This window comes from Pedobacter sp. AC163, from assembly GCF_979258665.1.
Genome location: NZ_OZ409872.1, coordinates 2,966,784 through 2,993,222 on the forward strand (window position 1 = coordinate 2,966,784; position 26,439 = coordinate 2,993,222).

Genomic DNA, 26,439 nt, shown 5'->3' on the forward strand with positions numbered 1-26,439 from the left:
GCTTTAAATTGCACCATGAAATTAAGTGTGCTGGTTTTAATTACTGCGCTTGCCGTTGCGCTTTCCATCGGAATGGTTAACTTCTATTTTGAGCGCAGCTGGTATTATTTCGGAATATCTTTCGGCGTTTCATTTCTATCCAGCTTTCTGGTTTTTTACTACTTACTGGAGAAATACATTTACAACAAAATCAAACTCATCTATAAACTCATTCATAACTTAAAACTGGGTAAAGATTTAAAAGATGCGCTTGGCGAATATGTAAGCTCCGATCCGATTAACGATGTAGAACAGGAAGTTAAGGAATGGGCAGGGGCTAAAAAAAGGGAAATTGATTTACTCAAAAAGCAGGAACAATTTCGCCGGGAATTTTTATCAAACGTTTCTCACGAATTTAAGACGCCACTTTTTGCCATCCAGGGATATATCGAAACGCTGCAAGATTGCATCGTAGACGATCCTGACATGGCCGTTAAATTCCTGAAAAAAGCTGAAAATAATGTGGAACGTTTGAGTTACCTCATTAACGATTTAGATGCCATTTCCAAGCTCGAAACTGGTGAGTCACCAATAAATTATCAAAAATTTGATTTTGTTACCCTGGCGAAGGAGGTGATGGAGAATCTGGATGATCGGGCAAAGGCAAAACACATCAAACTTTTTTTCAAAGATAAATATACAGCCGTTACCCTTGTAAATGCTGATAGAGAGAAAATCAGGCAAGTGCTGATTAATCTCATTGTAAACAGCATTAAATATGGCGTAGAAAACGGGGAAACAGTCATTAAAATATTTGAACTGCATGATCAGTTCTTGATCGAAGTAACCGATAATGGCATCGGAATAGAGGAAAAACACTTACTCCGTTTATTTGAGCGTTTTTATAGAATCGACACCCACAGGGCTAGAGAAGTTGGTGGAACAGGTTTAGGCCTGGCCATTGTAAAACACATTCTTGAAGCCCATCAGCAAACCATTTCGGTAAGAAGCACGCCAGGAATAGGAACTACTTTCGCTTTCACCCTCCAAAAAATTGGGTAAGAATTGAGGTCCAAATTATTATACGCTAAGCTCGAATCACCATTTCCAATTCTTTTGTAATCATTTAAACTAAACGTGCCAATTTGTCACTTTTAAATATATTTGTGTATTTTTGCAATCCCCAAAATCTTTTTAAAGAATGATCGATTTACAAATACCAAATAAAACGCATGACGAAGCACGACAAGGAGAAGCACTAATTTTAGATGTTCCTGTAAAAGCCGACGCACGCAAATTATACATTGAAAGCTATGGTTGTGCCATGAACTTCGCCGATAGCGAAATTGTTGCTTCCATTCTTTCAGAAACCGGATTTGAAACCACTGGCGATTATCATCAAGCTGACGTTATTTTTATAAATACATGTTCCATTCGTGAAAACGCAGAAACCAGAGTTAGAAATCGTCTTTCGCAGTTTGGGGTAGAAAAACGCCGCAATCCAAAATTAATTGTTGGTGTTTTGGGCTGCATGGCCGAGCGTTTAAAATCTAAATTTTTAGAAGAAGAGCGTTTGGTAGATGTAGTGGTTGGGCCAGATGCTTACCGTGATTTGCCAAATTTAATTGAGCAGGTAGAAAGTGGCCACAAAGCTGTTAATGTACTTTTATCTCGTGAGGAAACCTATGCAGACATTAGTCCGGTGCGCTTGAATAGCAACGGAATAACTGCCTTTATTTCCATTACCCGGGGCTGTAACAATATGTGTTCGTTTTGCGTTGTGCCTTTTACCCGTGGCCGAGAACGTAGCCGCGATGCACACTCCATTATCGAAGAAGCAAAATCATTATTTGAGGCTGGCTATCGCGAGGTAACACTTTTAGGTCAAAACGTAGATTCTTATACCTGGACTTCAGAGGATGGGACTGAAACGGTAAACTTTGCTCAACTTTTAGAACAAACCGCTCTGGTAAATCCTGACTTAAGGGTTCGGTTTTCTACTTCTCACCCAAAAGATATTACCGACGAAGTACTATACACTATTGCTAAATACGACAACATTTGCAATTACATCCACTTGCCTGTTCAATCGGGCAATACACGTGTGTTAGAATTGATGAATAGAACCTACACCCGCGAATGGTACATTAATCGTATTGATGCGATTAAAAAAATTATTCCAGGTTGTGCAATTTCTACTGATATCATTGCGGGTTTCTGTACAGAAACAGAGGAAGAGCATCAGGAAACATTAAGCATGATGGATTATGTAGAGTATGACTTTGCATACAACTTTACGTACTCGGAACGCCCAGGAACTTTAGCTGCCCGTAAGCTAGCAGACGATATTCCGGAAGAAGTAAAAAAACGCAGGTTAGCAGAAATTTTAGCCAAACAGCAGGCGCATTCATTAATGCGTTTACAGGCATGGGTGGGAAAAACGATCCGGGTTTTGATCGAAGGAACTTCTAAAAAATCTGACCTGGATTACTGCGGACGCGGAGATAGCGGTGCAATGGCTATTTTTCCAGCTATTGAAGGTGTAAAACCTGGGCAATATGCAAACGTTTATATCGAAAGATGTACTTCAGCTACGCTGATTGGAAGAATTGTTTAATAGAATAAGGATAAAGGAACAAAGACGATGTCTAACTACTTTATACTAACTACTAAGTACTAAATGGATACACAAAATATTAAACAACGATTTGGCATTATAGGTAATTCACCTTTGCTTAATCGTGCTATAGATATTGCAAGCCAGGTGGCGCCAACAGATATGTCGGTATTAATTACTGGCGAAAGTGGAAGCGGTAAAGAGGTTTTTTCACAGATTATCCATCAAATGAGCGCCCGCAAACATGGTGCATTCATTGCGGTAAACTGCGGTGCCATTCCCGAAGGCACTATTGATTCAGAACTTTTTGGCCATGAGAAGGGATCGTTTACAGGAGCACACGAGGCCCGAAAAGGTTATTTCGAAGTAGCCAATGGCGGAACCATTTTTCTGGATGAAGTTGCTGAATTGCCACTGGGTACTCAAGCCCGCTTATTAAGAATTTTAGAAAGTGGCGAATACCTGCGTGTAGGTTCATCGAAAGTTCAAAAAACAGATGTTCGGATTATTGCCGCCACCAACGTTGATGTTTACAATCGTGTAAAAAACGGCAAATTCCGTGAGGATTTGTACTACCGTTTAAACACAGTGCCTTTGCGTATTCCTGCGCTTCAAGAGCGTAAAGAAGATATTTATCTTTTATTTAGAAAGTTCGCTGCCGATTTTAGTGATAAATACCGCAGTCCGGCTTTACACTTAGAGCCTGATGCTGTACAGATTTTGACCAATTACAGTTGGCCAGGAAATGTTCGCCAGCTGAAAAATATTGCCGAGCAAATTTGCGTTTTAGAGAAGGATAGAAATGTAACCGGACAAGCCATTTTAAACTATATTCCAAATGAGGCCGGAAGCAATTTACCAATGGCGATCAATTCTCAATCGAAAGAAGATTTTACAGAAAGAGATATTCTGTACAAAGTGCTTTTCGATATGAAAAAAGATATGGTTGAACTCAAAAAGTTAGTGGCTGAAATTATTCAGCATGGTGGCAATACGGCAACCGTTTTAGCTGATAATCCTCAGTACATCAACCAACTTTACCGGGATGTGGAGCTCCCATCGGGGCAGGAACATGGCTTTACCATCCAACAACCTACACAAAGTAATAATAACAACGGAAGCAATAATAATAATGGCGATTATTTTGCCCACGAAGCGGAAGAAGTTGAAGAATCGTTATCACTAGTAGATAAAGAATCTGATTTGATCAAGAAAGCGTTGAAAAAACACAAAGGAAAGCGCAAGTTCGCCGCCCAAGAGTTAGGCATATCAGAAAGAACTTTATACAGAAAAATTAAAGAGTTGAACTTATAAAAGCTTAAACCAACTTAAATCTTCATTTTAATGAAAATCAAAATATTTGCCATCCTTCTCATTGCTGCTTTAAGCTCATGCACCTACAAGTTCAGTGGAGCATCAACCGAAGGTTTAAAAACGGTTATTGTGCGTACTTTCGAAAATAATGCGCCACTTGTTGTTCCAAATCTAAATAATCAGCTAACTGAAGCGCTAAAAACCAGAATTCGGAACCAAACAAACCTGAGTGTTTCCACTACTGAAGCTGATGCTGTTTTTGAAGGACGAATTACCGGTTACGATATTAAGCCGGTTGCATTGCAATCGAGTTCTACACCTACTGCAGGCGCTAACCGATTAACCGTAACGGTATCTGTCAAATATGTAAATAACGTAGCTGGAAAAGAAAAAGAAAGTTTTGAAGAAAGCTTTACCAAATTTTTCGATTTTCCTTTAAATGGGGCTTCCATTCAGGCGGCATTGCCAAATGCGCTTGATCAGATTAACAAACAATTAACCGAAGATATTTTTAACAGGGCTTTTGCGCAGTGGTAAATATCCAATTACACAATACAATCTTTTCTTAAAAACCGCTTACATTTTTTAACTTAGCGACAAACCTCAACAATGGATAACAAACAACTACTGGCAGATTTACTTGCTCAACCCGGAAAGGTTGGGTTAGCGCATGTGCCAATGTTGAAAGAAATGGCAGCACAGTTTCCCTATGCACAGCCCATCCACTTGTTACTGGCGAAGGCAGAGGCATCGTTTGTTCCTAAAGCGGCTCTGTATACTAAAGGGCACACCTTATTTCATATATTAAACATAGTACCAAGTATCGAGGCGGAAGAAGAGATCATTGGGAAAGAAATTGTTGAAGAAGAATTAGTTTCTGAAGAGATTAAAGATGAAAATACAGCAGCAACTGAGATTGTTCCACCTTCGGAAATAGAAACGCCGAAAAATTTGCCAGGAATAGATAGCCATTTATTAGACTTGCCTGCAGATGAAAACAACTTTATTGAAAGCGTAGCTGCAACTGATTTCTTTGCTTTTGAACAAAAACTAAGTACTGATGTTGTTCCTGAGCCGCCACAAATCGAAACCGTTACTCCTGATGAACCGGAAATTCACCGTGTTTCTAAGTACGATGACGACCAACTTCCTTATACGTTTCTGTGGTGGTTGGCCAAAACAAGAAAAGAGCACGAACAGATATTTCAGCCTTATGCGCAACCTCGGCCAGGTTTAGCTCAAAAACAGCAACAAACTAGCCAGCAGCAAGAAAGAGCAGAATTTCAGCAGCAATATGTGGAGCACATCTTTCACATTCAAACTCCTTTCGAAGTAGCAGATCATTTAGCTGAATACCCTACTCCAGAAGTTAAAGATGCAAAGGGCGCTGAAATTATCGAGAAATTCTTGAAGGAAGATCCTACAATTAAACCACCGAAGCCAGAACAAATCGATAACGAAAACAAGGCAAAAAAGAGCGCAGAAGATCACTACGACCTCGTTTCGGAAACTTTGGCGAAAATTTACATCGAGCAAATGCTTTATCACAAAGCCATAGATACTTATAAAAAATTAAGTTTGAAATATCCAGAAAAAAGCCGTTACTTTGCCGACCTTATCCAATCTATAGAAAAGAAATTTTAAAATATAATATTACCATGGTAACCTTTTTAATCATTTTATTAATTGTTGTGTGTATAGCTTTAGGCTTATTTGTATTGATACAAAACCCTAAAGGTGGTGGTTTAGCAACAGGCGGTGGCACAAGCAACATGTTTGGCGTTCAACGTACGGGCGATGTTCTAGAAAAAGGATCGTGGGTTTTGTTAGCTGCCATTGTGATTTTAACCTTAGGAATTACTACGATTACTAAAAATGGCGGTGGCGCTACAGCTGTAGGAAACTCTGCTATTCAAGAGCGTTTGGATAAAACTCCTGCTCCATCTCCACTTGGTGGATCATTAAACAACACTGCTCCGGCAAAACCAGCTACTACTGATACGACTAAAAAATAGTTTAGACTATAAAAATTTCAAAAAGCTTTCCTCAAAAGGGAAAGCTTTTTTTTGTCTTGTATTTATATTTGGATTGGAACTAAAGGAGGCATATGCCTTAGCATGGAGTGGCGTTCCTGATTCTATAGCATATAAATCTGCTATTGGCACTACATTATAAAAAATGAATAATGGAAATTTCATAACGAAAGATGAAATTGATAATTTGGCATTGCCATATAAGGATAGTGGAGATAAACCAGAGTTCAAAAAGGGTATACCAATCTGTAATTAATATGAAAATAGATTTTAAATATTTTTTATTGTTGATTTTTAATCATGTTGCAATAGCTGTTTTTGCTCAAAAAATTAATGCTGTGCCTCAGGTGGACATTACGCCAATGCATAAATATTTACAAAAAAATGCAGATAGCACCATTCTTTTTGAAAGGATGAACTACCGCATTAATAGACCCGAATATTTTATAATAAGTAAGGTAGGAGATACAATATCTATTTATCAATATCAGCAGCTTAAAGAAATAGATAAAAGAATTTTGTTACCTAAGGCAATTGGATATAGACTTTATAAAAGAAATAGATTAGATTACTTGAACGCACCAGCAGATGTTAATATTTATTTTAATCCCCTTTATTTAAATAGGGATAGTAGTAAAACTTTTTGGCAGTCTTTGTTAAAGCAACAACCTTGGCAGATTAATGATGATTCAATTGATGGTGAAGGTTGTCCGAACGCTAAAGATGGACATGATAGAAATGTTTACGATGGAGGAGGTATTAGTTTATATTTAATAACAAAAAGTACTATAAAATGCTTGTGTTTTTACGCACCTCGATTTTATGAAGAAGAGGTTTGTCCAGGTAGAAAAGGGCGTAAGACTATAATTGAGATTGAAAAATTATTTAAAACCTATTTCTCAAATGAGTGGTAATTAAATGTATTTATTTACCAGTACCACAACAGTTTGTAATGGTGGTGATGGAGGAACTACCCCCATGCCCACCTCCCAGTTATAATTCCTGCCCTAAAACTATCCCGATGGTAAATTTTCACGGTGTGAGAGAAGAAAGATTGGCTGATGCTGCTATTAGGCACGACATTGGATTTGCCACCCTTGCTGCTAGCGCAACGTATGCGCCAAATACCCTACTATTGCGAAGATAATTGACGGATTATATGAAAAGGTAAAGAATCACCCTAAACTAATGGCGACTTTAAAAAATACTCAAACTTATCCGAACAAGAAATTTTGAATAATTTGAAAGCTGGAAATGGACCAGGTATTGTTGTTAAAGACCTTTTAGCGGCAAGTGGGCAGTACGACAAAAATTTAAATGTTATTACACTAGATTCAGACCTTGCAAATGACCCAAATTTACTTAGACTAGGGCAAGCTTCTGCGTTTAAATTCTATCTAACCGCAATAATACTTCACGAATTCGTCCATTTTGGTAATGGTTTAACAAGTAAATACCCTAATGATTCATAATGGAAATGATGCTGGGTTTCAATTTGAGTTAAGTATTATGGCGGAAAGGTTCAATTCGATAATCAATTCCAATTTCATATGGTTTAAAAGATTAAGTGATCCTGATTAATAAATATTTTTTAAAAGCTATTTATATGAATAGATTAATCTACTGTGTTTTGCTTATCAAAATAGTATCTTGCCTGAGGAACAAAGAAACTGACACCACTAAAAATTCACAAACTAAGGAGTTTATCAACTTTTTCATAAAGGATGTATTAAAAAAGGATACAATTATTTTGATGGACAAGGAGATTAAAATCAGCGCTTAATCAAGTTGCCTGATTGAACATGTAAAAAACGAAACAAAAGCTAAATTTTCGATGGAAAATCTATTGAATGATACTACAATAATATGGTCGAAAACGATAATTCCAAATTCTATTATCATTTCAGAAGATGTGAGCCCAATCAATAAGAAAGTAAAATGGCCTAACTTTAAATAACAAATCGGAAAAGACTTTTTCATACTGTCAAGACCAATTTTTAGTGCCGATAACAATTACGTATTTATTTATTCAGCTTATTATTGCGGCGATAGATGTGGAAATGAAAGTCAAACTTTATAAAAGGCAAGCTAATGGACGGCTATTAGTTCAAACATATTGTGAACTGAAAGCTAACAAAAAGACTAAGTTTAAGTAAATACTAGGTAAACAATATGAAATCATTTTATTGGTTTATAGCATATATTTTCCTTTTTTGTTCATGTAACAAGGAAAATAAAGTTTTGAAGGATAGTGAGGTAAAATTGATTATCAGGTCAGCTTTATCAAATAAAAAATTTTATTCTCTACTACAGTCAACGACTATCGATAGTTTCAATCTAAGAGTTAATAGCACAATTAAGGATTGATACATATTAAAAAGATTGTTGTTTTTATAAATTTCAACAAAAACCGCTTGAGCAGTGAAAAAGTTATTTTGGCCCATTTAGATTCTGTTGTATCCAGAGAAAGAATTCTTAAATTAATATGTGGCAATTTTGAGCCGCCAAGCAGCAAGATTTATGGCGAATTTAAAATAACATTTTCAAATAATAGATGGATCGTAACACCCTTGGATATTGGAATAAATGTTTATCGATAATTCCTTTATACGATATATAATAATTTAATTGGTAGCTTGAATTTATTACTACGTTAATCTTCTCATTTCTCAAAAAAATCTTAAATATAAATTAAACAAATGAGGAAAAACAACCCAATGGATCTCTTTGCTTTTATTTTGCCCTTTTTTATTATTATTCCGTGCAAAAAGGGCAGCGAACCAATATTGACAAACCAGAAAGCACTTGAGGGATGGTATAAACAAAATATTCCTATTAAAAGCATTCCTTTTAATGATCTCCAGCCAATATGGAAAATAGTTATTATTAAAGAAGATATTAATAAGATAATTATTTACGAAGTTGATAAAAGAGGCTCATTAAAAAGTTAATCATTCAAGTCATTGAAACTATGAAAAAAATAAATATTTGTTTTCTAAGTCTCATTTTCCCTTTTATTTTAGTACAATGCTGGACTAGTGATGACGATAAGTTTCCTTTATTAATAATGCTATTTATTGTATCTTTTTTTGCTTATTTAATCATTTTTGTTATCGGCGTCCTGCAGAAAAAAAAAGATTTAATTCTAGGATTGATATTCTATGTGTTAGGCATGATTTTAACCATAACTGTGCGAAATTTTCAAACTAAACTAAATGAAAACAATGCTACTGTAGTGATACATGCCCTTGAAAATTTCAATAAAGATAATGGGCATTATCCAGATTCCTTACATACTTTGATCCCAAAGCATCTCAAATCTCTACCAAAAGTCTGGTTCGGAATAATTTATAAGAATTATATTTATTTCAACGATAAAAAAAATAATGGTTACGCTTTTTATATTCAGACTGGGACTAAACCATACAAACTTTGGACTAGTGGCATCAAGGAATGGCAATTTTTAGACTAAAACTTTATTAATGCAGCATAATAATAGGTTAATTATGTAAGCAACAATTGACTGTAACAGATTTTGAATAAACCAAATTCAAAAGTATAAGCTCTTTTAAACCTTCCTTTTCGGAAGGTTTTTTTGCCTGATTTTTTTTAAAAAAAATGAGCGTAATTTAAAGTAATATGGAATCTCATCCGTTTACAGGTTTATAACCCCCATAATTTTGCCCACAAACGAATCTCAAAATATTATTTCTACGGTTTCCAACTATGGGAAACGCTTATTCAGTTTCATCCGCGGGCGGGTGAATACCGATGAGGACGCGGAAGATATTTTGCAGGATGTTTGGTACCAGTTAAGCAATCAGCCTGAAGCTGGTGCCATAGAGCAAATTAGTGGCTGGCTTTATCGCGTTGCCCGAAACAAGATCACTGATAAATACCGAAAGCAGAAGGAAGATCATTTGGAGGATTTTACTTTCGAAGGGGACGATGGGGAAATCAACTTTAAGGAGATTTTATTGGCTGACGCCTATTCTCCTGAGCAGGAAGGCTTGAAAAAGCTTTTCTGGGATCAGCTATTTTTGGCACTCGAAGAATTACCGGAAAACCAGCGTTATGTTTTTGTTCAGAATGAATTGGAAGAACGTACTTTTCAAGAATTGGCTGATGAAAGTGGCGAAAACATTAAGACTTTAATATCAAGAAAGGGTTATGCAGTAAAACATTTGCGTAGCCGTTTGCAAAATTTATATCAAGAATTTATTAACTATTAATTGAATAGGAAATGAGAAATAGAAAGTTTAGTAAAGGCAAGAAATTCATTTTCTTTATCCCTGTTGTAGCGCTAATTGCAGCTGCTCTAGGCTTCGTTGTCATGTTTTTATGGAACTGGATTTTACCGGAAGTAGTCCACGCCGGTAAATTAAATTTCTGGCAAGCATTGGGGTTGCTGGTACTTTGCCGCTTGTTGTTTGGCAATTTCAACAAAGGTGGGGGCAACAACCGCTTTCGCGAAAAAGCCAGGGAAATGCGCTCGAAATGGGATGGTATGAATGAGGAAGAAAGGGCCAAGTTTAAAGAAGAATACCGCCGCCGTTGTGGAGGATGGGGACATCGAAACAAAGAATAATTTTAAGCCAGCTGAAAAGCTGGCTTTTTTTGTTTTAAAATCTTGCCCGTCTTTTTCTCAAAGGGATTGCTATGCAGCGAAGAGATTTCCAATTGTTCATTAACGACCGTCTTAGACATCGTTCAGAAAAGCCAGCACTAATCCTGGCATGAAATAAATTTTTCAAATTATTTAAAGTAAAAACAAATTACCGCCGTCTACCCTATTAAATAATCAAAAAATGAAACAAATATTTAAAGCTATAGCATTCGGAATTTTACTTGGCGCAGCCGTATTTTTCGTGCCCTTCATATTCAAGTTTATATTAGGATTGATGGTTATCGGTCTGTTCTTCAAAATGATTTTCGGTCGCCGTCGTCGTCACTTTGCAAATCGATTCGAAGAGTTTAATTCAAATTATTCGCCAATTGTGCCCATCGATAATCAATGGTACAAACCAAACATTCAGGGAAACGGCCCAACAAATCACATCAACATTAATTACTAAGCCATGAAAGCATTTAGAATATTATTAGCCATAGCTGTAGCAGGCGCAACCTTTTACAGCTTGAATGTGTTGGCCATTCAAAACGGATATCCGGATCGGTTAGATTTCAAGAACAAGAATTATCGGGAAAACGATTGCGAATCACACCGCAAAAACCACGATTTTAGCCACCACAACTGGAAAGCAGTTGATAGCGTGGTCACTCCAATTGATAGTTTAAATAAGTAAGCAGATGTCGCAGGTTTTAGTTTTAAGCAGTCCTTCGCAAAATGATGTCAATCCTATTCTTGGTTTTGCAAGCGAGTTGATTACCAAGGGAGAAAAAGTTACTTTTTTCGGTAATCAGGAATTTAAGTCGCCAATTGAAAATATTGGAGCAGATTTTAAAGCCTATAATGAGGAGTTAAATACATTCAGACCAAATTCGGAAGATGAAAAACCTAAATCGGGTTTGATAAGTGCATTGCTTGAGCCAATGAAATTTATTGATGACATCGTGGTGCAGATACGCGGACTAAAATTCGATTACGCCGTTTTTTCTTCATCCTATCCTTATGCCAACATCATTACACAATTACTGGGTATTTCGAGAACCCAGCAAATGATCTCGAACTAATCACAATTAATTTTAATAACATGTACAACGAAAATAGATGCCACACCGGCAAAATGAATAACAACTGCGGAACAAGACACGCAAGATTTGGCAGACACCACCATGGAAGGTTTGCCCACCATGCACACGAAATGTTTGGGAACGGTATCCGACGTGTACCGGCGAACATTGAAGAAACTGATGATAAGTTCACTATCCACGTTTTTGCTCCTGCCTTGGAAAAAGAATACCTGAAAGTAGTAACCAAAGACGATGTTTTAACCATTTCTTACACCCCGAAAGAAGAACCGGCAGAAAGCGAAAAAAAATTCAGCAGAAGAGAATTTAGAAATGGTGCTTTTGAAAGAGCATTTGCTTTAAATGGCAAAGCCATTGTCGATCAGATCACAGCGAAATATGCCGATGGCATTTTGACAATTATTCTGCCTAAAAATCCCGAAACGAATGTGCCTGCAAAAGATATCGCAGTAAACTAAGTTTCGTCTATTATAATTTCGAAAACCCTGATTGTTTTTACAATTGGGGTTTATTTTTTTAAGGATTTTTCGCCTCCATAATTTTAACAACTTTGCTTGTATCAAACCTTTATCTTCGCAACAATTAAGTTGCTAAAATTTGTGGCAGCCATTTTGCTTTAAAAAGCCAAACACACACGATGAACAGAATCAATATTTTAACTGCATCCCTCGCATTAATATTATTTTCCAATTTTAACGCCAAAGCACAGGTTAAGTTAAGCGACATTTTTAAAAAAATTACCGAAAAACAAGCAAACACAACAAGCGCAACGGGTACTCCGAGTACGTTCGAGATTGGCCAGGGGATTAAAGAAGCTTTGCAAATTGGGGTTTCTGCGGGTGCCGATAGATTATCGGTGAAAGATGGTTTCTTAGGAAATTTAGCGGTAAAAATTCTAATGCCTCCCGAAGCACAAAAGGTAGAGAAAACCTTGCGTGGGATTGGCCTGAACAAACTTTGTGATAACGTAATCACCAGTTTAAATCGTGCTGCTGAAGATGCGGCTACTGAAGCAAAACCAATTTTTATATCGGCTATAAAACAAATGACATTGGCAGATGCCACTAATATTTTATTAGGAAACAACGACGCGGCGACCACTTATTTCAAACGGGTAACCACGGCACAATTGATGCAAAAATTTAGTCCGATAGTTACCACGAGCTTAAACAAGGTTAATGCGACTAAATACTATTCTGATTTAACTTCGCAATATAACCGACTTCCTTTAGTAAAACCGGTAAATACAAACCTCACAGAATACGTTACACAAAAAGCGATTGACGGTTTATTCATTGAAGTTGCAAAAGAAGAACTTAAAATAAGAGGTAATTTAAGCTCACGTAGCACAACTTTACTACAAAAGGTATTTGGATACGCTGATAAAAAGAAGATTTAAGTCTAAATAAAATCATAAAAGGCAGCAGGCCCGGGTTTTGAAAAAACTCGGGCCTGCTTTATTTAAAACAATTCGTAAAATTGTACATGATAACATTCAAATCGCGTTTTGCAGCCGTTACTATCTTTTGTCTAGCTATTTTTGCGTCATGCAACTCAAATAAAAATGAAGCGTCAAAATCAACAGCAATGTTGGATAGCATTTCTTTAAGCAGTAAAAATTTCGCTTTGGCTTACCAGGATGGAGAAAAAATTGTGGCCACAAGTATTGATACGATGAAACAAATCTCCTTCGGAGGCGCTATGGACCCAGCTATTTCGCCAGATGGGAACAAGCTAGCCTACACGGTGAATGACACAACAGGCAACCGGACGATTTGGGTTGCCGATTTAGAAAACAAAAGTCAGCTGCAGTTACATGTAAATAGTAACAATTATTACCAAGCCATGTGGTCTCCGAATGGAAATGCAATTGCCTTTAACATTTTTGATGGTAAAAACCTTTGGAAGGTTGGCGTAATTAAAGCAGATAATACGGGTTATGTGATGTTGGATAGCGCTTCAGCAATAAACGTTTATTCGCCAACATGGAAAAATGAAAAGGAGATGGTGGCACATGATTTAAAAAACCTTTATACGTTTAATATTGCTGGAAAATTAGTCGAATCCAGAGTGATTGCGGATTTGATTGGAAAGGATTTTATGATCGCCAGCAGCAATCACTTCTTTTATTCTGAAGATGGCACAAAACTCATTTTCAACGCAGGAAACTCAGACGCTCTCGATGGCCTAACGGGACCAAGCGAAGCGGCTTACATCCTGGATATTGCCAGCAAAAAAATTGAGCGACTTTCGCCAAAAGGACTTAATGTTCCCTATATTTTCGTAACTGCAGATGACCGGATTTTTTATAGCGGTAGCGAAAAGCCCTATACCCAAAGCAAAATTTACGTTTCGGATTTGAAAGGAAACATCAAAACTATAGTAGATAAGGGTTCGAATCCGACAGGAGCTTTGAAATAGATTTTCTTAATTTAAGCGTATAGCAGACCGCGGCTAGATGCAGCTTATAAAACATTTTGAACGTGACTGGTATTCTTCCTCCCTGCCAAGCTGACACCAAATATTCTCAATTTGTTTATATTTTGACAGGACGAGTGAAAATTTGTCCCTCAAAGCCACTTGGCATAAAAAGTGTTAATTGTATGCTTAGTTAAAAAACTCAAATCAAAATAAAAAATAATAAAAAGTTATGGCGTTAAACCTTAAACCAATTGCTGGCAGTTCGAACAGAGTAATTGTAGAACCAGCTGCCGCAGAAGAGAAAACTGCATCGGGTTTGTATATCCCTGATACCGCTAAAGAAAAACCATCTAAAGGAACTGTAGTATCTGTTTCTGAAGAAGATGCTGAAGGTAAAAAAGCAACCGTAAAAGTTGGAGATGTTGTTATTTATGGTAAATACGGCGGTACTGAACTTCCTTACGAAGGTAAAGACTATCTGATTATGCGTGAAACTGATATCTACGCTGTAGTAGGGTAATTTAAGTTAAAAGTAGAAAGTTAAAAGTCATAAGTAAATGCGATTTAATAGATCGTAAATCGTAATTCTAAAATCTTAAATCAAAATGTCAAAACAAGTAAAATATAACGTAGAAGCTCGTGATGCCCTGAAAAGAGGCGTTGATATTCTAGCGAATGCAGTAAAAGTGACGTTAGGCCCGAAAGGACGTAACGTAATTATCGATAAAAAATTCGGTTCTCCAGCGATCACTAAAGATGGTGTTACAGTTGCTAAAGAAATCGAATTGAAAGATGCGGTTGAAAACATGGGCGCTCAAATGGTTAAAGAAGTAGCCTCTAAAACAGCTGATATTGCTGGTGATGGAACAACTACTGCTACTGTTTTAGCTCAGGCAATTATTACTACTGGTATTAAAAACGTTGCTGCTGGTGCAAATCCAATGGATTTGAAACGTGGTATTGATAAAGCTGTTGCTGCTGTTGTAGCTAACTTAAGAGAGCAATCTCAAACTGTTGGTGAAGACAATAACAAAATTAAACAAGTTGCATCTATCTCAGCTAATAATGATGAGGTGATCGGCGCTCTAATTGCTGAGGCAATGGGCAAAGTTGGTAAAGATGGTGTAATTACTGTTGAAGAAGCAAAAGGTACTGAAACTGAAGTTAAAACAGTGGAAGGTATGCAGTTTGATAGAGGTTATTTATCTCCATACTTTGTTACCAATGCAGATAAAATGGAAGCTGAATTAGATAATCCTTACATTTTAATCTACGACAAAAAAATCAGCAACATGAAAGAATTGTTGCCTGTTTTAGAAAAAACTGTTCAAACTGGTAAACCGTTGGTGATCATTTCTGAGGATTTAGATGGTGAAGCTTTAGCTACTTTGGTAGTAAACAAAATCCGTGGTTCGTTAAAAGTTGTAGCAGTTAAAGCTCCAGGTTTTGGCGATAGAAGAAAAGCAATGTTAGAAGACATCGCAATTTTAACTGGCGGTATTGTTGTTTCAGAAGAAAGAGGTTACAAATTAGAAAATGCTGATTTAACTTACTTAGGTTCTGCTGAAAAAGTGGTAGTGGATAAAGACAACACTACTGTGATTAACGGTGCTGGTAACTCTGAAGATATTAAATCTCGCGTAAGCCAGATTAAAGCTCAAATTGAGACCACTACATCAGATTACGATAAAGAAAAATTACAAGAGCGTTTAGCTAAACTAGCTGGCGGTGTTGCTGTTCTTTACGTTGGTGCTGCAAGTGAAGTAGAAATGAAGGAGAAAAAAGACCGTGTTGATGATGCTTTACATGCAACCCGTGCGGCTGTAGAAGAAGGTATTGTTGCAGGTGGTGGTGTTGCTTTCATTCGTGCAGTTGCTTCTTTGGCAGATTTAAAAGGTGCTAACGAAGATGAAAACACTGGAATCCAGATCATCCGTCGTGCTATCGAGGAGCCATTACGTCAGATTTGCGAAAATGCAGGTATAGAAGGTTCTATTGTTGTACAAAAAGTTAAAGAAGGTACAGGCGATTTTGGTTACAATGCCCGTACTGATGTTTATGAAAACTTAATTGGTGCTGGTGTTATCGATCCAACTAAAGTTTCTCGTGTAGCATTAGAAAATGCAGCATCAATCGCAGCAATGCTATTAACAACCGAAGTTGTATTGGCAGACGAACCTGAAGAAGGTGGTGCTCCAATGCCTCCTATGGGTGGTGGTGGCATGGGTGGCATGATGTAATCATAAACCCATATCACGAAAAGTTTTCGTGTAAAAATATGCCCTCAAGGTTTTCATACCTTGAGGGTTTTTTTATGCCCTCATGATATCAAAAAAGGCATTTTTACTTCCATAAATCACTCTTCCGAAGCTGTTTGGTGTAAATATTTGTGAGTGTAACTTAGAATTTACCTTATTTGTACTTGAATATTTATGAAAGCGTAGCATTACTTATTACACAAATGTAAGTAAGACAATCAGGCCAGACACTGATTACCGCAACTAAATCATTCCCCCGTGTTAGAGATTTCTTAATGTAGACCTGTTTGAAAAGGAAATGGCTTTTGTATGCCCTTATTTTAGGGTTATTATTTATTACTAAAATAACATTTGCTCAAATCACTATTGGGCCAGTAAATCCAGGACCATATACGCCTGGAAGTACTATTGCTGCAACATTTAAATTGCCCGCAGATTGCTTTGGGCAAAACAATGTTTTTCAGCTTTACCTATCTGATGAAAATGGAAATTTCGGAACCGAAAAATTAATTGGCAGCTATACTGCTTTTTACAGCACCTATGTAAATGGTATAATCCCCACAACAGGAATCCTTCCGGGAACAAATTATAAATTGAGGGTTAAGTCTACCAATCCTGCTATTACTAGTGCCGAATCAACAGTTTTCGAAATAAAAGCCGGAGCAGCCACTGAAGCGAAGTTAATCTCAAACTATCTCAACCCAAACAATACCGAAACGTTTGGCACCTGCACCAGCCGACCTAATAATCCATTTATTATTTCAAATGAATCTACTGCCGCTTCTGTAGTTACAGCAACTATTACCAATGAGCTAACCGGCAATGTATCGCCATTAAATTTCACCACAAAGCTGCAACAGTTTACTGCCGACCAGGCGCACTACACCATATTAACTAAGGCGGTAAATCCAGATGGAACCGTGGCCACCAAAGCATATTTCCTAATCAATAACAAAACGGTTACGGCCTTTGGTAATTCTGGCAATAACATCGTTTGTTTGCCTTTGGGCGCTTTAGAGTTTAGCGTAGATTACACCTCGCCTGGTGGAATTCAAAACAATTTTCCGGGCGACAAATACACCATCACCTGGGGTGATAACTCGACATCTGTTTACACTTTCTGCGATATTGCCGCATTGCAGGGTAAGGTAAAACATAATTATCTCCGCTCATCTTGTGGAAGCACTTCTGTATCAAGCGCTGGTACTATTTTCAATGCTTTTGATGTAACCATAAAAGTCTCGAACGTATTTTGTGGCGATTTGGGAACACCAGTTTCTTCATCGGCAAAGGTTGTAGCTCAGCCTGTAAATAATTTCACTTTCACCAATCCTGGCTGTACCAACACCAATATCACTTTTATCAATACCTCAACCGCGGGAGAAAATCCGAATACCAACTCCTCCGGCTGTACAGAAAATGTAGTCACTTATAACTGGTATGTTGATGGAGTTCCGGTGGAGGCAAACAAACCTCGTTCGTATGATCTTGTATATAAATTCTTAACACATGGTGAACACAAGATCAGACTGGAGTCGAACAGTTCGGGTGCTTGCCAGGCTGAGGTTGTAGAAAAAATTATCTGTATTCAGGATCCTCCGAAACCAGATTTTATTCTAGCTAATAAAACAATATGTGCAGGTGGATCGATAAAAGTTACTGATAAATCGGTCATCGATCAGATCTGTAATGCAGCCAATTCTTACTCCTGGGTAATATCGCCAGCGGCAAACTTTATTAGTGGCACAAATGCACAAAGTAAAGAGCCAGAATTTTTGTTCAATACTGCCGGCGTTTATACCATTACCCTAAACATTACAACACCATCTTGTGGTTTGGTTTCATCTACACCGCAAACCGTTGTGGTTAATAAATCGCCAATTGTTACTTTATCTCCAAACATTACCCTTTGTAACCTCGCCACTTACGATTTTAACCCGACAACCGTTGGGCCCACAAAAACCTTGATTGATGGAACACTGATCGATGAAGCTGATACGTATACCTGGACGGTAACCGCTACCGGTGCCGGAACATATAGTTTTGCAAACGGAACTACGGCAAATACCAAGTATCCATCTATTAAATTTGATAATTACGATGAATATACCATTAGCGTAACTCAGAAAAATAATTGTGGTACCATCACCAAAACTCAAAAAATTACTTTTTCTACTGCTCCGGTAATCAATGCAGGTACCGATCAAAGTATTTGTTACAACGAACCTTCTTTTCCCTTGGCAGGAACGATCACCGGATCCACAACTTCTCAATCCTGGATTGGTGGAAATGGTTTTTTCACGCCAAACAGAAATGCTTTGAACGCAGTATATACGCCAACGGCTGCCGAAAAAAATAGCGGCAGCGTGACCTTGCGCCTGAGAGTAACAACCGCTTTGGCCGCTCCATGTAATCAAATTGATGATGATGTAGTGCTCACGATTAAACCGAATATTGATATCACAAGTGCAGCAACCAAAGTAATTTGTACAGGCAAAAATGTGGATTATACCCCGACTTCGGCTGCTGCTGGAACCGTTTTTAACTGGACGGCAACTGGTAGCGCAAATGCAACAGGCTTTGCAGCAAGCGGAAGTGGAAAGATAGATGATGTTTTAACCAATACCGATTTGACCACTGATGCGATTGTTACCTATGTAATTACTCCAACTTTGGACGGCTGTTTTGGTACTCCCTTTACATTTAAAGTAACGGTAAATCCAAGTCCTTTGGTAACCGCAACCGCTTCAAACCTTAATATCTGCAATAAAACCAGTGCAGCTATAAGTTTATCATCGGTAATGACCAACGTAAAATACATTTACAACAGCGTGATTAGTGGAGAAATTACAGGGAATACCAATCAAAGTGTTGCATCATCGAGCACCGCAATTAATGATATTTTAACTAATTCAGGCTCAACGCCTGCAACAGTAACTTATACCATAACCCCAGTTTCGGCAGGTAATTGTGCCGGTGCACCAACCACAATTACCATTACCGTTAACCCGAGTGCAACATTGCCAAATGCCGGTGCAGATGCAGCCCTTTGTAATGTAAACACCTATACGCTTCAAGCTAATGAAGCTTTGGTTGGTTCAGGTAAATGGACAATTGTATCTGCCCCTACTACAGTTTCTTTTGCTGATGACACCAAACACAACACCGAACTCTCTGGCTTGCAGGCTGGCAATACTTATGCTTTAAAGTGGACAATAAGTGATAGTGCTTGTTCGACAACAAGTGATGAGGTGCAAATTACTGTAAGCCCGGAAAGTATTGGCGGGACCACTTCTGGCAGCAATACTTTGTGTGCGGGTACTAATGGAGGAGATATTACGCTATCTGGGCAGGTTGGCAGCATCATCAGATGGGAACGCTCTATTGATAATGGCCAAAACTGGTCGGTGATAAATTCCACTGCAAATCCGTTGGTTTATTCTAATTTGGGCATAACAACACGATACCGGGCGATTGTTAAAAGTGGAAGTTGTGCCGAAGCCATTTCATCGGTTTCTACCATTACCGTTAATCCTTTAACAGTTACCGCCAATGCAGGTATCGATCAAAATTTATGTAGTGGAAATGGAGTAACTTTAAATGGAAATAATCCAGCCCCGAATAATGGCTTGTGGACACTCAGTTCCAATCAAACAGGAGTAACAATAGCTGATCCTACTTTATTTAACACAAATGTAACTGGCTTAATTCCCGGAGAAGTTTACAAGTTTAAATGGACAATTACCGGATTTACTGGCTGTCCGCCATCCTCATCGGAGGTAACAATAACTTACTTCTCCCCTATTTCGAATAACATTAATAGCGCCGCGACATCAATTTGTTCTGGTCAGCAGGTTACTATTCTAGGCAATGTTCCAACAGGTGGTTCAGGAAGTTTCAATTATCAATGGCAAAGCAGTACTGATGGAAGCACCTGGGTAAATATTCCTTCGTCAATTGATAAGGATTTGACGGTTAGTCCGGCCGCTTCATTATTTTACAGAAGATTGGTTAACAGTACCATCTGCACTTCGGTAAGTAATGTAGTAGAAATAAATGTATTGCCAGATCTGGCAAACAACACCATTTCTGCAGATCAACAACTGTGTATAGGTTCAGCAGCAGCTCCATTAACTGGATCTACGCCAACGGGCGGAGATGGTAATTTTAGTTATCAGTGGCAGTCAAGTTTAAATGGAACAGTTTGGAGCGATGTAATTGGGGCAAATACGTCAAATTTTACACCACCATCGCCAACGGTAACCATTTACTACCGCCGTAAAGTGACCAGCGGTTCGTGCTCGATTAACATGAGTAACTCAATAAAACTCACTGTAAATCTTCCTGCGAAAGCAGAAATTACTTTTAATGAAGACAAAGGTTGCGCTCCGTTTAAACTTACAAGTACAAATGTGTCAGCTGTTTTGTATCCCGATCGAAATGCTACTTACACCTGGTTTGCAAACGGAGTAGAAATTGGCACAGGCGCAACTTTTCCTGATTATACCATCCTCAATCAAAATGAAAGCGTAATTATTAAACTTGCGGTAACCAGTAGTAATGGTTGTAATAACGATGAGATTACACATACGTTTACCACCCGGCAAGATGTTACTGCAGCGTTTACACAGAATACAACAAGCGGCTGTGGGCCGTTGAACGTCACGTTTACCAATACCTCTACGTCACTAACTGCAGCTACTTTCAAATGGGATTTCGGGAATGGAACAACTTCAGATTTGCCACAACCCGCAGCGGTAACCTATCAGGCTGACCCAACAGGAAAAGACCTTACTTACATTATTACACTCACTGCTACTACACCTTGCGGCACAACCACCAAAACTGCTGAAGTTTTAGTAAAAGCCAAACCAGTTTCTATATTTTCACCAGATAAAACAGCCGGCTGCTCGCCATTCAAAGTAACTTTTAGCAATACATCACCCGGCAATTCTACCAGTTATACTTATGATTTTGGTGATGGAGAAACGGTTACTACTACCGACAAAGCCAGTGTTTCTCACACTTACAACACTCTTGTAGTTAAAGATTACGTAGTAAAAATGCTTGCTACAAATGAATGTGGTTCAACTGAATCTCAATACACTATCCGGGTTTCGCCAAATTCTATTGTTCCGGAATTGGTTGTCAACAGCAACCAACTTAGGGGTTGTGCACCATTTAAGGTAGATTTTTACAACAATACAAAAGGGGCAAGTACATTTGTTTACGACTTTGCCGATGGAAGCACAGCCATTACCCATTCTGCTCCAGAGGTAGTTTCGCATACTTTTACCAAACCAGGCAAATACAAGATAACACTTTACGCTTCCAATGGATGTTCCGATGCCTCAACCACAGAGGAGATTGAAGTTTTAGAACAACCTACAGTAAGTTTCACGGCAGACAAAACTACTGGATGCGATGGTGTAGTGGTAAAGTTTAAAAACAATAGTCAGGATGCCATTGGTTATGTTTGGGATTTTGGCGATGGCACTACTTCAACCAATGTTGAACCAACACATACTTTTACCGGTTCGGGCAAAAGCTTTACCATAACCCTTACCGCAACAAATATTTTGGGATGTAACAATACAGTCAGCATTCCGGGATATATCACAACAGCAAATCCACCTGTGGCCGCATTTACTGTTAGCCCTGGCAATGAATTATCCATTCCAAACTACACTTTCGGCTTTAAAGATGTTAGCAACGACGCGGTTAGTTGGGAATGGCTTTTTGGAGATGGATCAAGATCAACACTACAAAATCCAACTCACACTTATGCAAATGAAGGGGTGTATCCCGTTACGCTAAAAGTTTTAAATAAAGAAGGTTGTCCGGCTACGATCACTCAATCGGTTAGAATTATCGGCGTACCAGGAAACTTAAATTTACCCAATTCATTTATGCCTGCAAGCGCCAAAAACGAAATTAAAACTTTCAGGGCAAAGGGCCAGGGGATTCAAGACTGGAAAATGAGCGTGTTTAATAAATGGGGGCAACTGATCTGGGAAACCACAAAATTGGATGATGGTGCGCCAGCAGAAGGATGGGACGGTACCTTTAAAGGGCAAGACCAACCACAGGGCGTTTATTATTGGAAAATAGAGGTGAAATTTATAAATGGAAGTGACTGGAAAGGGATGACTTATGATTCAGCACCGCCACGGAAAACAGGCGTAATATATTTAATAAGATGATGGAGAGAAAGATACTATTATTGATGCTTGCTTTGTTGTTGCCGATCTTGATGATGGCTCAAGATCATATTTATTCACAGTTTTATAATTCGCCAATTTACCTCAACCCTGCACTCACTGGGCAGTTTGAAGGCGATATTCGGTTTAATGCGTTGTACAGAAATCAATGGTCGGGATTGGCCAGCGATTATTCTTACATGAGCGCTTCGGGCGATTTAAACCTGGAAAGGATAAATAGTGGTGTGGGCATAATTTTTAACAGAAGTACAGAAGGAACTGCCTATTTGGTTAAAAACAATATCGCAGCCAGTTATTCATATATCATAAATGGCGATGATTTTGCACTTTCTTTTGGCTTGCAAGCCGGAATAACCAACCAAAAATTAAATTGGGACAAATTGGTTTTTGGCGATCAGATTGGTATTGGAACGGGCTACATACCGGGTAGTATTTCTGGTGCTGAAAGGCCAAGTATTGATAGCCGCTTTTATCTTGATGCCAACGCAGGAACTAATCTGGTTTACGGTAAATTTATGCTTGGTGTAGCAGCTCACCACATCAATCGCCCCGATGAATCTCTATCTGGCTTTCAGGCTAAATTGCCCATGCGCATTTCAGGAAATATGAGTTATAAACTCACGCTAATTCCCGATCAATACGATCGTGATGGAAGTTATCTTATTCCTTCCATCGTGGTTTACAAGCAGCAAAATATCACTTCGTATAGCGCAGGGATGCAATACAAATATGCTGGCATAAATGCTGGAATTTGGTACCGTGGTGGAAGCAATGCCGGAGGAAACGATGCGATTGTATTATCAGTAATCTTTGACATTTTTAATCGAAGAACCAATGGTGAAAAATTTAGGGTTGGTATTAGTCACGATGCTACTTCTTCGAAAATTAATTATTCCAACACCAGTGGAACATCAGAAATTGGTTTAGGTTACGAAAAGTATTTTCAAAATAGTTCAAATGGTGGGCGGGCGAATGGCTTAAGATGTTACGATTTTTATTAATTTGGCTTTGTTAATTCAAAGCGATGAACGAGATTTTAGATAATAGCCATTTCATTACGCAAAGTGAGGTTAATAAATTTTTATTGGCCACTTTGTTATGTGGCTTAATTGGTGCAGAACGCGAATACAGAAGTAAATCTGCAGGTTTAAAAACCATGATGATGATCGGCTTAGGTGCCACGCTATTCACCATATTATCCGTTAAAATCGGACCAACAAGTCAGGACAGAATTGCCTCTAATATTGTTACCGGTATTGGTTTTCTAGGTGCTGGCGTAATTTTTAAGGAAGAAAACAGAGTTAAAGGATTAACTACCGCTTGTATTATCTGGATCGTAGCCGCCATTGGGATGGCTATTGGTGGCGGGTATTATGAACAGGCCATCGGCGTAACAGGTGTTGTACTGTTGGCTTTAATTATTTTTCCCTTTTTAGAAGAAATTGGCGACCGCAGGTTTACGAAAAGAATTTATCGCATCGTTAAAAAGCAACATACCCAAGGTGATTTGGAGAGTTATGAGGAAGTTTTTAGAGAAAACAAACTCAAGCCACAACGTGGAAAACATCAGTTAGCAAATAATATCATCACCGGGAACTGGACAGCCACTGGCACGCCAAAAAACCACCGGAAATTTGTAGAGCAAATGTTAAAGGATAAAGATATTATTGAGTTCGATTTTTAGGGTTTATTCCAACGCTTTAACTGAGTTGAATAGGCTTACGCTTTCCTGTTGTAACGCTACTTTTCTTTCCTCGACAACCATCGTATCAGACCATGCATCATGCCAAGGCGTTGATGGAGTTCCTAGTGCACTTAACGCATCAAATGGAATTACCCTTATCAGGTTTCTGGTAAATGCTTTTTCAAAAGTAATATCTGTTCCATCCAAATTTACTGCCCTTGTCTTTGTGATGTACTTACCAATTGATTTACCATTTAACATGGCTTCAGTAAATGCCATCATTACACCATAAAATACCATACCAACTATGCGGCTAATAATTCCGTTATCCAAATGGTCGATAATTTTAGGATCGATGAATGCGATAATTATCCCGAGAATAATCAATAGTAAATAAATCACAATGGTATCAATAAGATAATTGGCCAACCTTAAGCCAGATGAAGCTCGACAATAGCGGTAATCTACCTGGTCATACGGATTTTGAGGAGTAAAGTTCATTGGAGGGCATTAATTTTATATTACAAGATAAGTAATTTTGACTCTGCATCAAAAAATTAGCATCAAAAGTTCTAAAAACAAATCATAGCTTTGTATAACTAACTATCTTCATGATTAAGGAACAGATTTCAGTTTTCGATATTTTTAAAATAGGCATTGGCCCATCGAGTTCGCATACACTTGGCCCGTGGAGAGCTGCCCAACAGTTTACGGCATCGCTAACACAACACGGTTTACTTGCTGATGTAGAAATGGTAAAAATATTGCTTTATGGCTCTCTTGCCAAAACTGGCAAAGGTCATGGAACTGATGTTGCCATTTTGCTAGGCTTAACAGGTGCAGATCCAGTAACTTTTGATGTCGATGCCGTTACGCCAACCTTTGAAACTATCCAGAAAGAAAAAAAACTTAATCTTGCTGGCCAAGCCATAATTGATTTTGATTACAACAATGATCTATTGTTTCTCATTGCAGAAAGCCTCCCCTTTCACCCCAACGCGGTTACCTTCCAGGCTTTTTTAAAAAATGGCAAAGCTTTTTCCGAGACCTACTATTCCATTGGTGGGGGGTTTGTAGTAAAAGAGGGTGAAGACAATAGTAAAAAACCACAAGTCGATTTACCCTTTCCTGTAGAAAAAGCGAAAGAACTTTTACACTGGTGTTTATCAACCGGACTAAAAGTAAGTGAAATTGTAATGGAAAATGAACTGGCCTGGCGACCAGAAGCGGCTACCAAAGCGGGCATTCTTCAGCATTTTGCGGTAATGAGAGATTGTATTTATCGTGGCTGCCACACTACGGGTTTTTTACCTGGCGGATTGGATGTTGCCCGAAGAGCATTCCCATTGAACAAACGATTAATTGGCAAAGCCGAATATACCGACTATAACTCCTGGCTAGAAGCCATTAAAAAGGGAGGTAACGGTTTCAATTATATATTAGATTGGGTAAGTTGCTTTGCTTTGGCGGTAAACGAGGAGAACGCATCATTCGGACGAGTAGTAACTGCACCAACAAATGGTGCAGCTGGCGTTATTCCGGCAGTTTTACAATATTTCATCACCTTTTGCGACGGTTACTCGGAAGAGAAAATTATGCAATTCATTGCCTGCGCATCTGAAATAGGAAGCATTTTCAAGAAAGGCGCTACCATTTCCGCAGCGATGGGTGGTTGTCAGGCAGAAATTGGGGTTTCATCGGCAATGGCAGCAGCAGCACTTACAGAATGTTTAGGTGGTTCGCAAAGGCAGGTTTTGATGGCCGCAGAAATTGCGATGGAACATCATTTGGGCTTAACCTGCGACCCAATCGGTGGATTGGTTCAAATTCCTTGCATTGAAAGAAACACAATGGGTGCAATTAAGGCCATTACAGCAAGTCAGCTGGCCCTACAAAGTAATCCTGATAAGGCAAAAGTAAGTTTAGATGCCGTTGTAAATACCATGTGGGAAACTGCTCTTGATATGAACGCCAAATACAAAGAAACATCAGATGGTGGCCTGGCTACCAATATTCCAATTAGTTTGCCCGAGTGTTAAAACCTCACCTTGTCAAAGTTAGAGGTTTGGGTTATTTTTGTGCTTTCTCTCTCCTTTAAGAAAGGGATATAAAGTACCGCAAAATAAACTTGTGATTTAAGTCTTGGGGTTAAAACCTCTGCATCCACTTATATTTTCTTACATACCTTATATGGCAAAAAAAA

The 26,439-nt window shown here is 38.3% G+C and carries 27 protein-coding genes; 26 read left to right on the plus strand and 1 reads right to left on the minus strand.

Annotated elements, in window-relative coordinates:
• Positions 1-15 precede the first annotated feature (15 nt).
• From ACZZZK_RS12755 to ACZZZK_RS12875, 25 genes are all read left to right on the plus strand, one after another.
• Complete coding sequence (locus ACZZZK_RS12755) at positions 16-1,041, plus strand: sensor histidine kinase (protein WP_463484465.1); 1,026 nt, start codon at positions 16-18, stop codon at positions 1,039-1,041.
• Positions 1,042-1,180: 139 nt separating this feature from the next.
• Complete coding sequence (miaB, locus tag ACZZZK_RS12760) at positions 1,181-2,596, plus strand: tRNA (N6-isopentenyl adenosine(37)-C2)-methylthiotransferase MiaB (protein WP_463484466.1); 1,416 nt, start codon at positions 1,181-1,183, stop codon at positions 2,594-2,596.
• Positions 2,597-2,659: 63 nt separating this feature from the next.
• Entirely contained in the window at positions 2,660-3,910 is a 1,251-nt protein-coding gene (locus ACZZZK_RS12765) for a sigma-54 interaction domain-containing protein (protein ID WP_056850706.1), read from the plus strand.
• Between the two features lie 30 nt (positions 3,911-3,940).
• Positions 3,941-4,447 carry an LptE family protein gene (locus ACZZZK_RS12770; RefSeq protein ID WP_463484467.1) on the plus strand — a complete coding sequence of 169 codons (507 nt, stop codon included), beginning with the start codon at positions 3,941-3,943 and terminating at the stop codon, positions 4,445-4,447.
• 72 nt (positions 4,448-4,519) lie between these two features.
• A complete protein-coding gene (locus tag ACZZZK_RS12775; RefSeq protein ID WP_463484468.1) occupies positions 4,520-5,554 on the plus strand; it encodes a hypothetical protein in 1,035 nt (344 codons plus the stop codon).
• A 14-nt stretch (positions 5,555-5,568) separates the two neighbouring features.
• Complete coding sequence (gene secG / locus ACZZZK_RS12780) at positions 5,569-5,925, plus strand: preprotein translocase subunit SecG (protein ID WP_265797288.1); 357 nt, start codon at positions 5,569-5,571, stop codon at positions 5,923-5,925.
• A gap of 275 nt (positions 5,926-6,200) precedes the next feature.
• Positions 6,201-6,857, plus strand: coding sequence for a hypothetical protein (locus ACZZZK_RS12785; RefSeq protein ID WP_463484469.1), 657 nt, complete (start codon positions 6,201-6,203; stop codon positions 6,855-6,857).
• Positions 6,858-6,964: 107 nt separating this feature from the next.
• The gene (locus ACZZZK_RS12790; protein WP_463484470.1) at positions 6,965-7,090 is read left to right on the plus strand and encodes a hypothetical protein; all 126 of its coding nucleotides are present in this window, start codon (positions 6,965-6,967) and stop codon (positions 7,088-7,090) included.
• Positions 7,091-7,175: 85 nt separating this feature from the next.
• Positions 7,176-7,415, plus strand: coding sequence for a hypothetical protein (locus ACZZZK_RS12795; RefSeq protein WP_463484471.1), 240 nt, complete (start codon positions 7,176-7,178; stop codon positions 7,413-7,415).
• Positions 7,416-7,549: 134 nt separating this feature from the next.
• Positions 7,550-7,726, plus strand: coding sequence for a hypothetical protein (locus tag ACZZZK_RS12800; protein WP_463484472.1), 177 nt, complete (start codon positions 7,550-7,552; stop codon positions 7,724-7,726).
• Between the two features lie 916 nt (positions 7,727-8,642).
• Entirely contained in the window at positions 8,643-8,894 is a 252-nt protein-coding gene (locus ACZZZK_RS12805) for a hypothetical protein (RefSeq protein ID WP_463484473.1), read from the plus strand.
• 20 nt (positions 8,895-8,914) lie between these two features.
• On the plus strand, positions 8,915-9,415 hold the full coding sequence (locus ACZZZK_RS12810; protein WP_463484474.1) for a hypothetical protein: 501 nt from the start codon (positions 8,915-8,917) through the stop codon (positions 9,413-9,415).
• Positions 9,416-9,623: 208 nt separating this feature from the next.
• Positions 9,624-10,175, plus strand: a complete 552-nt coding sequence (locus ACZZZK_RS12815) for an RNA polymerase sigma factor (protein ID WP_463484475.1) — start codon at positions 9,624-9,626, stop codon at positions 10,173-10,175.
• A gap of 11 nt (positions 10,176-10,186) precedes the next feature.
• Positions 10,187-10,531, plus strand: a complete 345-nt coding sequence (locus ACZZZK_RS12820) for a hypothetical protein (RefSeq protein ID WP_463484476.1) — start codon at positions 10,187-10,189, stop codon at positions 10,529-10,531.
• Positions 10,532-10,751: 220 nt separating this feature from the next.
• Positions 10,752-11,018 (plus strand): hypothetical protein, encoded by a 267-nt coding sequence (locus ACZZZK_RS12825; RefSeq protein WP_463484477.1) that lies wholly within the window; start codon positions 10,752-10,754, stop codon positions 11,016-11,018.
• 3 nt (positions 11,019-11,021) lie between these two features.
• Complete coding sequence (locus tag ACZZZK_RS12830) at positions 11,022-11,246, plus strand: hypothetical protein (protein WP_463484478.1); 225 nt, start codon at positions 11,022-11,024, stop codon at positions 11,244-11,246.
• Positions 11,247-11,250: 4 nt separating this feature from the next.
• The gene (locus tag ACZZZK_RS12835) at positions 11,251-11,634 is read left to right on the plus strand and encodes a hypothetical protein (RefSeq protein WP_463484479.1); all 384 of its coding nucleotides are present in this window, start codon (positions 11,251-11,253) and stop codon (positions 11,632-11,634) included.
• 20 nt (positions 11,635-11,654) lie between these two features.
• Positions 11,655-12,110 carry an Hsp20/alpha crystallin family protein gene (locus ACZZZK_RS12840; RefSeq protein ID WP_463484480.1) on the plus strand — a complete coding sequence of 152 codons (456 nt, stop codon included), beginning with the start codon at positions 11,655-11,657 and terminating at the stop codon, positions 12,108-12,110.
• A gap of 179 nt (positions 12,111-12,289) precedes the next feature.
• Complete coding sequence (locus ACZZZK_RS12845) at positions 12,290-13,051, plus strand: DUF4197 domain-containing protein (protein ID WP_463484481.1); 762 nt, start codon at positions 12,290-12,292, stop codon at positions 13,049-13,051.
• A 188-nt stretch (positions 13,052-13,239) separates the two neighbouring features.
• Entirely contained in the window at positions 13,240-14,073 is an 834-nt protein-coding gene (locus tag ACZZZK_RS12850; RefSeq protein WP_463484482.1) for a hypothetical protein, read from the plus strand.
• Between the two features lie 229 nt (positions 14,074-14,302).
• Positions 14,303-14,593 carry a co-chaperone GroES gene (locus ACZZZK_RS12855; protein ID WP_056850692.1) on the plus strand — a complete coding sequence of 97 codons (291 nt, stop codon included), beginning with the start codon at positions 14,303-14,305 and terminating at the stop codon, positions 14,591-14,593.
• An 85-nt stretch (positions 14,594-14,678) separates the two neighbouring features.
• The gene (groL, locus tag ACZZZK_RS12860; RefSeq protein WP_463484483.1) at positions 14,679-16,313 is read left to right on the plus strand and encodes a chaperonin GroEL; all 1,635 of its coding nucleotides are present in this window, start codon (positions 14,679-14,681) and stop codon (positions 16,311-16,313) included.
• Positions 16,314-16,618: 305 nt separating this feature from the next.
• Positions 16,619-22,534: a PKD domain-containing protein gene (locus ACZZZK_RS12865; protein ID WP_463484484.1), complete on the plus strand. Its 5,916-nt coding sequence runs from the start codon at positions 16,619-16,621 to the stop codon at positions 22,532-22,534.
• The gene (locus ACZZZK_RS12870) at positions 22,531-23,553 is read left to right on the plus strand and encodes a PorP/SprF family type IX secretion system membrane protein (RefSeq protein ID WP_463484485.1); all 1,023 of its coding nucleotides are present in this window, start codon (positions 22,531-22,533) and stop codon (positions 23,551-23,553) included. The genes ACZZZK_RS12865 and ACZZZK_RS12870 overlap by 4 nt, the downstream gene beginning before the upstream one ends.
• A 23-nt stretch (positions 23,554-23,576) precedes the next feature.
• Positions 23,577-24,236, plus strand: coding sequence for an MgtC/SapB family protein (locus ACZZZK_RS12875; RefSeq protein WP_463484486.1), 660 nt, complete (start codon positions 23,577-23,579; stop codon positions 24,234-24,236).
• A gap of 3 nt (positions 24,237-24,239) precedes the next feature.
• Here the strand turns inward: ACZZZK_RS12875 and ACZZZK_RS12880 are convergent, their stop codons facing one another.
• Positions 24,240-24,737 carry an RDD family protein gene (locus ACZZZK_RS12880; protein WP_463484487.1) on the minus strand — a complete coding sequence of 166 codons (498 nt, stop codon included), beginning with the start codon at positions 24,735-24,737 and terminating at the stop codon, positions 24,240-24,242.
• Between the two features lie 110 nt (positions 24,738-24,847).
• Between ACZZZK_RS12880 and ACZZZK_RS12885 the strand changes: the two genes are divergently transcribed.
• The gene (locus ACZZZK_RS12885) at positions 24,848-26,275 is read left to right on the plus strand and encodes an L-serine ammonia-lyase (RefSeq protein WP_463484488.1); all 1,428 of its coding nucleotides are present in this window, start codon (positions 24,848-24,850) and stop codon (positions 26,273-26,275) included.
• Positions 26,276-26,439: the final 164 nt, after the last annotated feature.

Excerpts from the sequence above, each read along its gene's own strand:
- ACZZZK_RS12755 (WP_463484465.1), top strand. The coding sequence starts at position 16 with ATGAAATTAAGTGTGCTGGTTTTAATTACTGCGCTTGCCGTTGCGCTT.
- miaB (WP_463484466.1), top strand. The coding sequence starts at position 1,181 with ATGATCGATTTACAAATACCAAATAAAACGCATGACGAAGCACGACAA.
- ACZZZK_RS12765 (WP_056850706.1), top strand. The coding sequence starts at position 2,660 with ATGGATACACAAAATATTAAACAACGATTTGGCATTATAGGTAATTCA.
- ACZZZK_RS12770 (WP_463484467.1), top strand. The coding sequence starts at position 3,941 with ATGAAAATCAAAATATTTGCCATCCTTCTCATTGCTGCTTTAAGCTCA.
- ACZZZK_RS12775 (WP_463484468.1), top strand. The coding sequence starts at position 4,520 with ATGGATAACAAACAACTACTGGCAGATTTACTTGCTCAACCCGGAAAG.
- secG (WP_265797288.1), top strand. The coding sequence starts at position 5,569 with ATGGTAACCTTTTTAATCATTTTATTAATTGTTGTGTGTATAGCTTTA.
- ACZZZK_RS12785 (WP_463484469.1), top strand. The coding sequence starts at position 6,201 with ATGAAAATAGATTTTAAATATTTTTTATTGTTGATTTTTAATCATGTT.
- ACZZZK_RS12790 (WP_463484470.1), top strand. The coding sequence starts at position 6,965 with ATGGTAAATTTTCACGGTGTGAGAGAAGAAAGATTGGCTGATGCTGCT.
- ACZZZK_RS12800 (WP_463484472.1), top strand. The coding sequence starts at position 7,550 with ATGAATAGATTAATCTACTGTGTTTTGCTTATCAAAATAGTATCTTGC.
- ACZZZK_RS12805 (WP_463484473.1), top strand. The coding sequence starts at position 8,643 with ATGAGGAAAAACAACCCAATGGATCTCTTTGCTTTTATTTTGCCCTTT.
- ACZZZK_RS12810 (WP_463484474.1), top strand. The coding sequence starts at position 8,915 with ATGAAAAAAATAAATATTTGTTTTCTAAGTCTCATTTTCCCTTTTATT.
- ACZZZK_RS12820 (WP_463484476.1), top strand. The coding sequence starts at position 10,187 with ATGAGAAATAGAAAGTTTAGTAAAGGCAAGAAATTCATTTTCTTTATC.
- ACZZZK_RS12825 (WP_463484477.1), top strand. The coding sequence starts at position 10,752 with ATGAAACAAATATTTAAAGCTATAGCATTCGGAATTTTACTTGGCGCA.
- ACZZZK_RS12830 (WP_463484478.1), top strand. The coding sequence starts at position 11,022 with ATGAAAGCATTTAGAATATTATTAGCCATAGCTGTAGCAGGCGCAACC.
- ACZZZK_RS12835 (WP_463484479.1), top strand. The coding sequence starts at position 11,251 with ATGTCGCAGGTTTTAGTTTTAAGCAGTCCTTCGCAAAATGATGTCAAT.
- ACZZZK_RS12840 (WP_463484480.1), top strand. The coding sequence starts at position 11,655 with ATGTACAACGAAAATAGATGCCACACCGGCAAAATGAATAACAACTGC.
- ACZZZK_RS12845 (WP_463484481.1), top strand. The coding sequence starts at position 12,290 with ATGAACAGAATCAATATTTTAACTGCATCCCTCGCATTAATATTATTT.
- ACZZZK_RS12850 (WP_463484482.1), top strand. The coding sequence starts at position 13,240 with ATGTTGGATAGCATTTCTTTAAGCAGTAAAAATTTCGCTTTGGCTTAC.
- ACZZZK_RS12855 (WP_056850692.1), top strand. The coding sequence starts at position 14,303 with ATGGCGTTAAACCTTAAACCAATTGCTGGCAGTTCGAACAGAGTAATT.
- groL (WP_463484483.1), top strand. The coding sequence starts at position 14,679 with ATGTCAAAACAAGTAAAATATAACGTAGAAGCTCGTGATGCCCTGAAA.
- ACZZZK_RS12870 (WP_463484485.1), top strand. The coding sequence starts at position 22,531 with ATGATGGAGAGAAAGATACTATTATTGATGCTTGCTTTGTTGTTGCCG.
- ACZZZK_RS12875 (WP_463484486.1), top strand. The coding sequence starts at position 23,577 with ATGAACGAGATTTTAGATAATAGCCATTTCATTACGCAAAGTGAGGTT.
- ACZZZK_RS12880 (WP_463484487.1), bottom strand. The coding sequence starts at position 24,737 with ATGAACTTTACTCCTCAAAATCCGTATGACCAGGTAGATTACCGCTAT.
- ACZZZK_RS12885 (WP_463484488.1), top strand. The coding sequence starts at position 24,848 with ATGATTAAGGAACAGATTTCAGTTTTCGATATTTTTAAAATAGGCATT.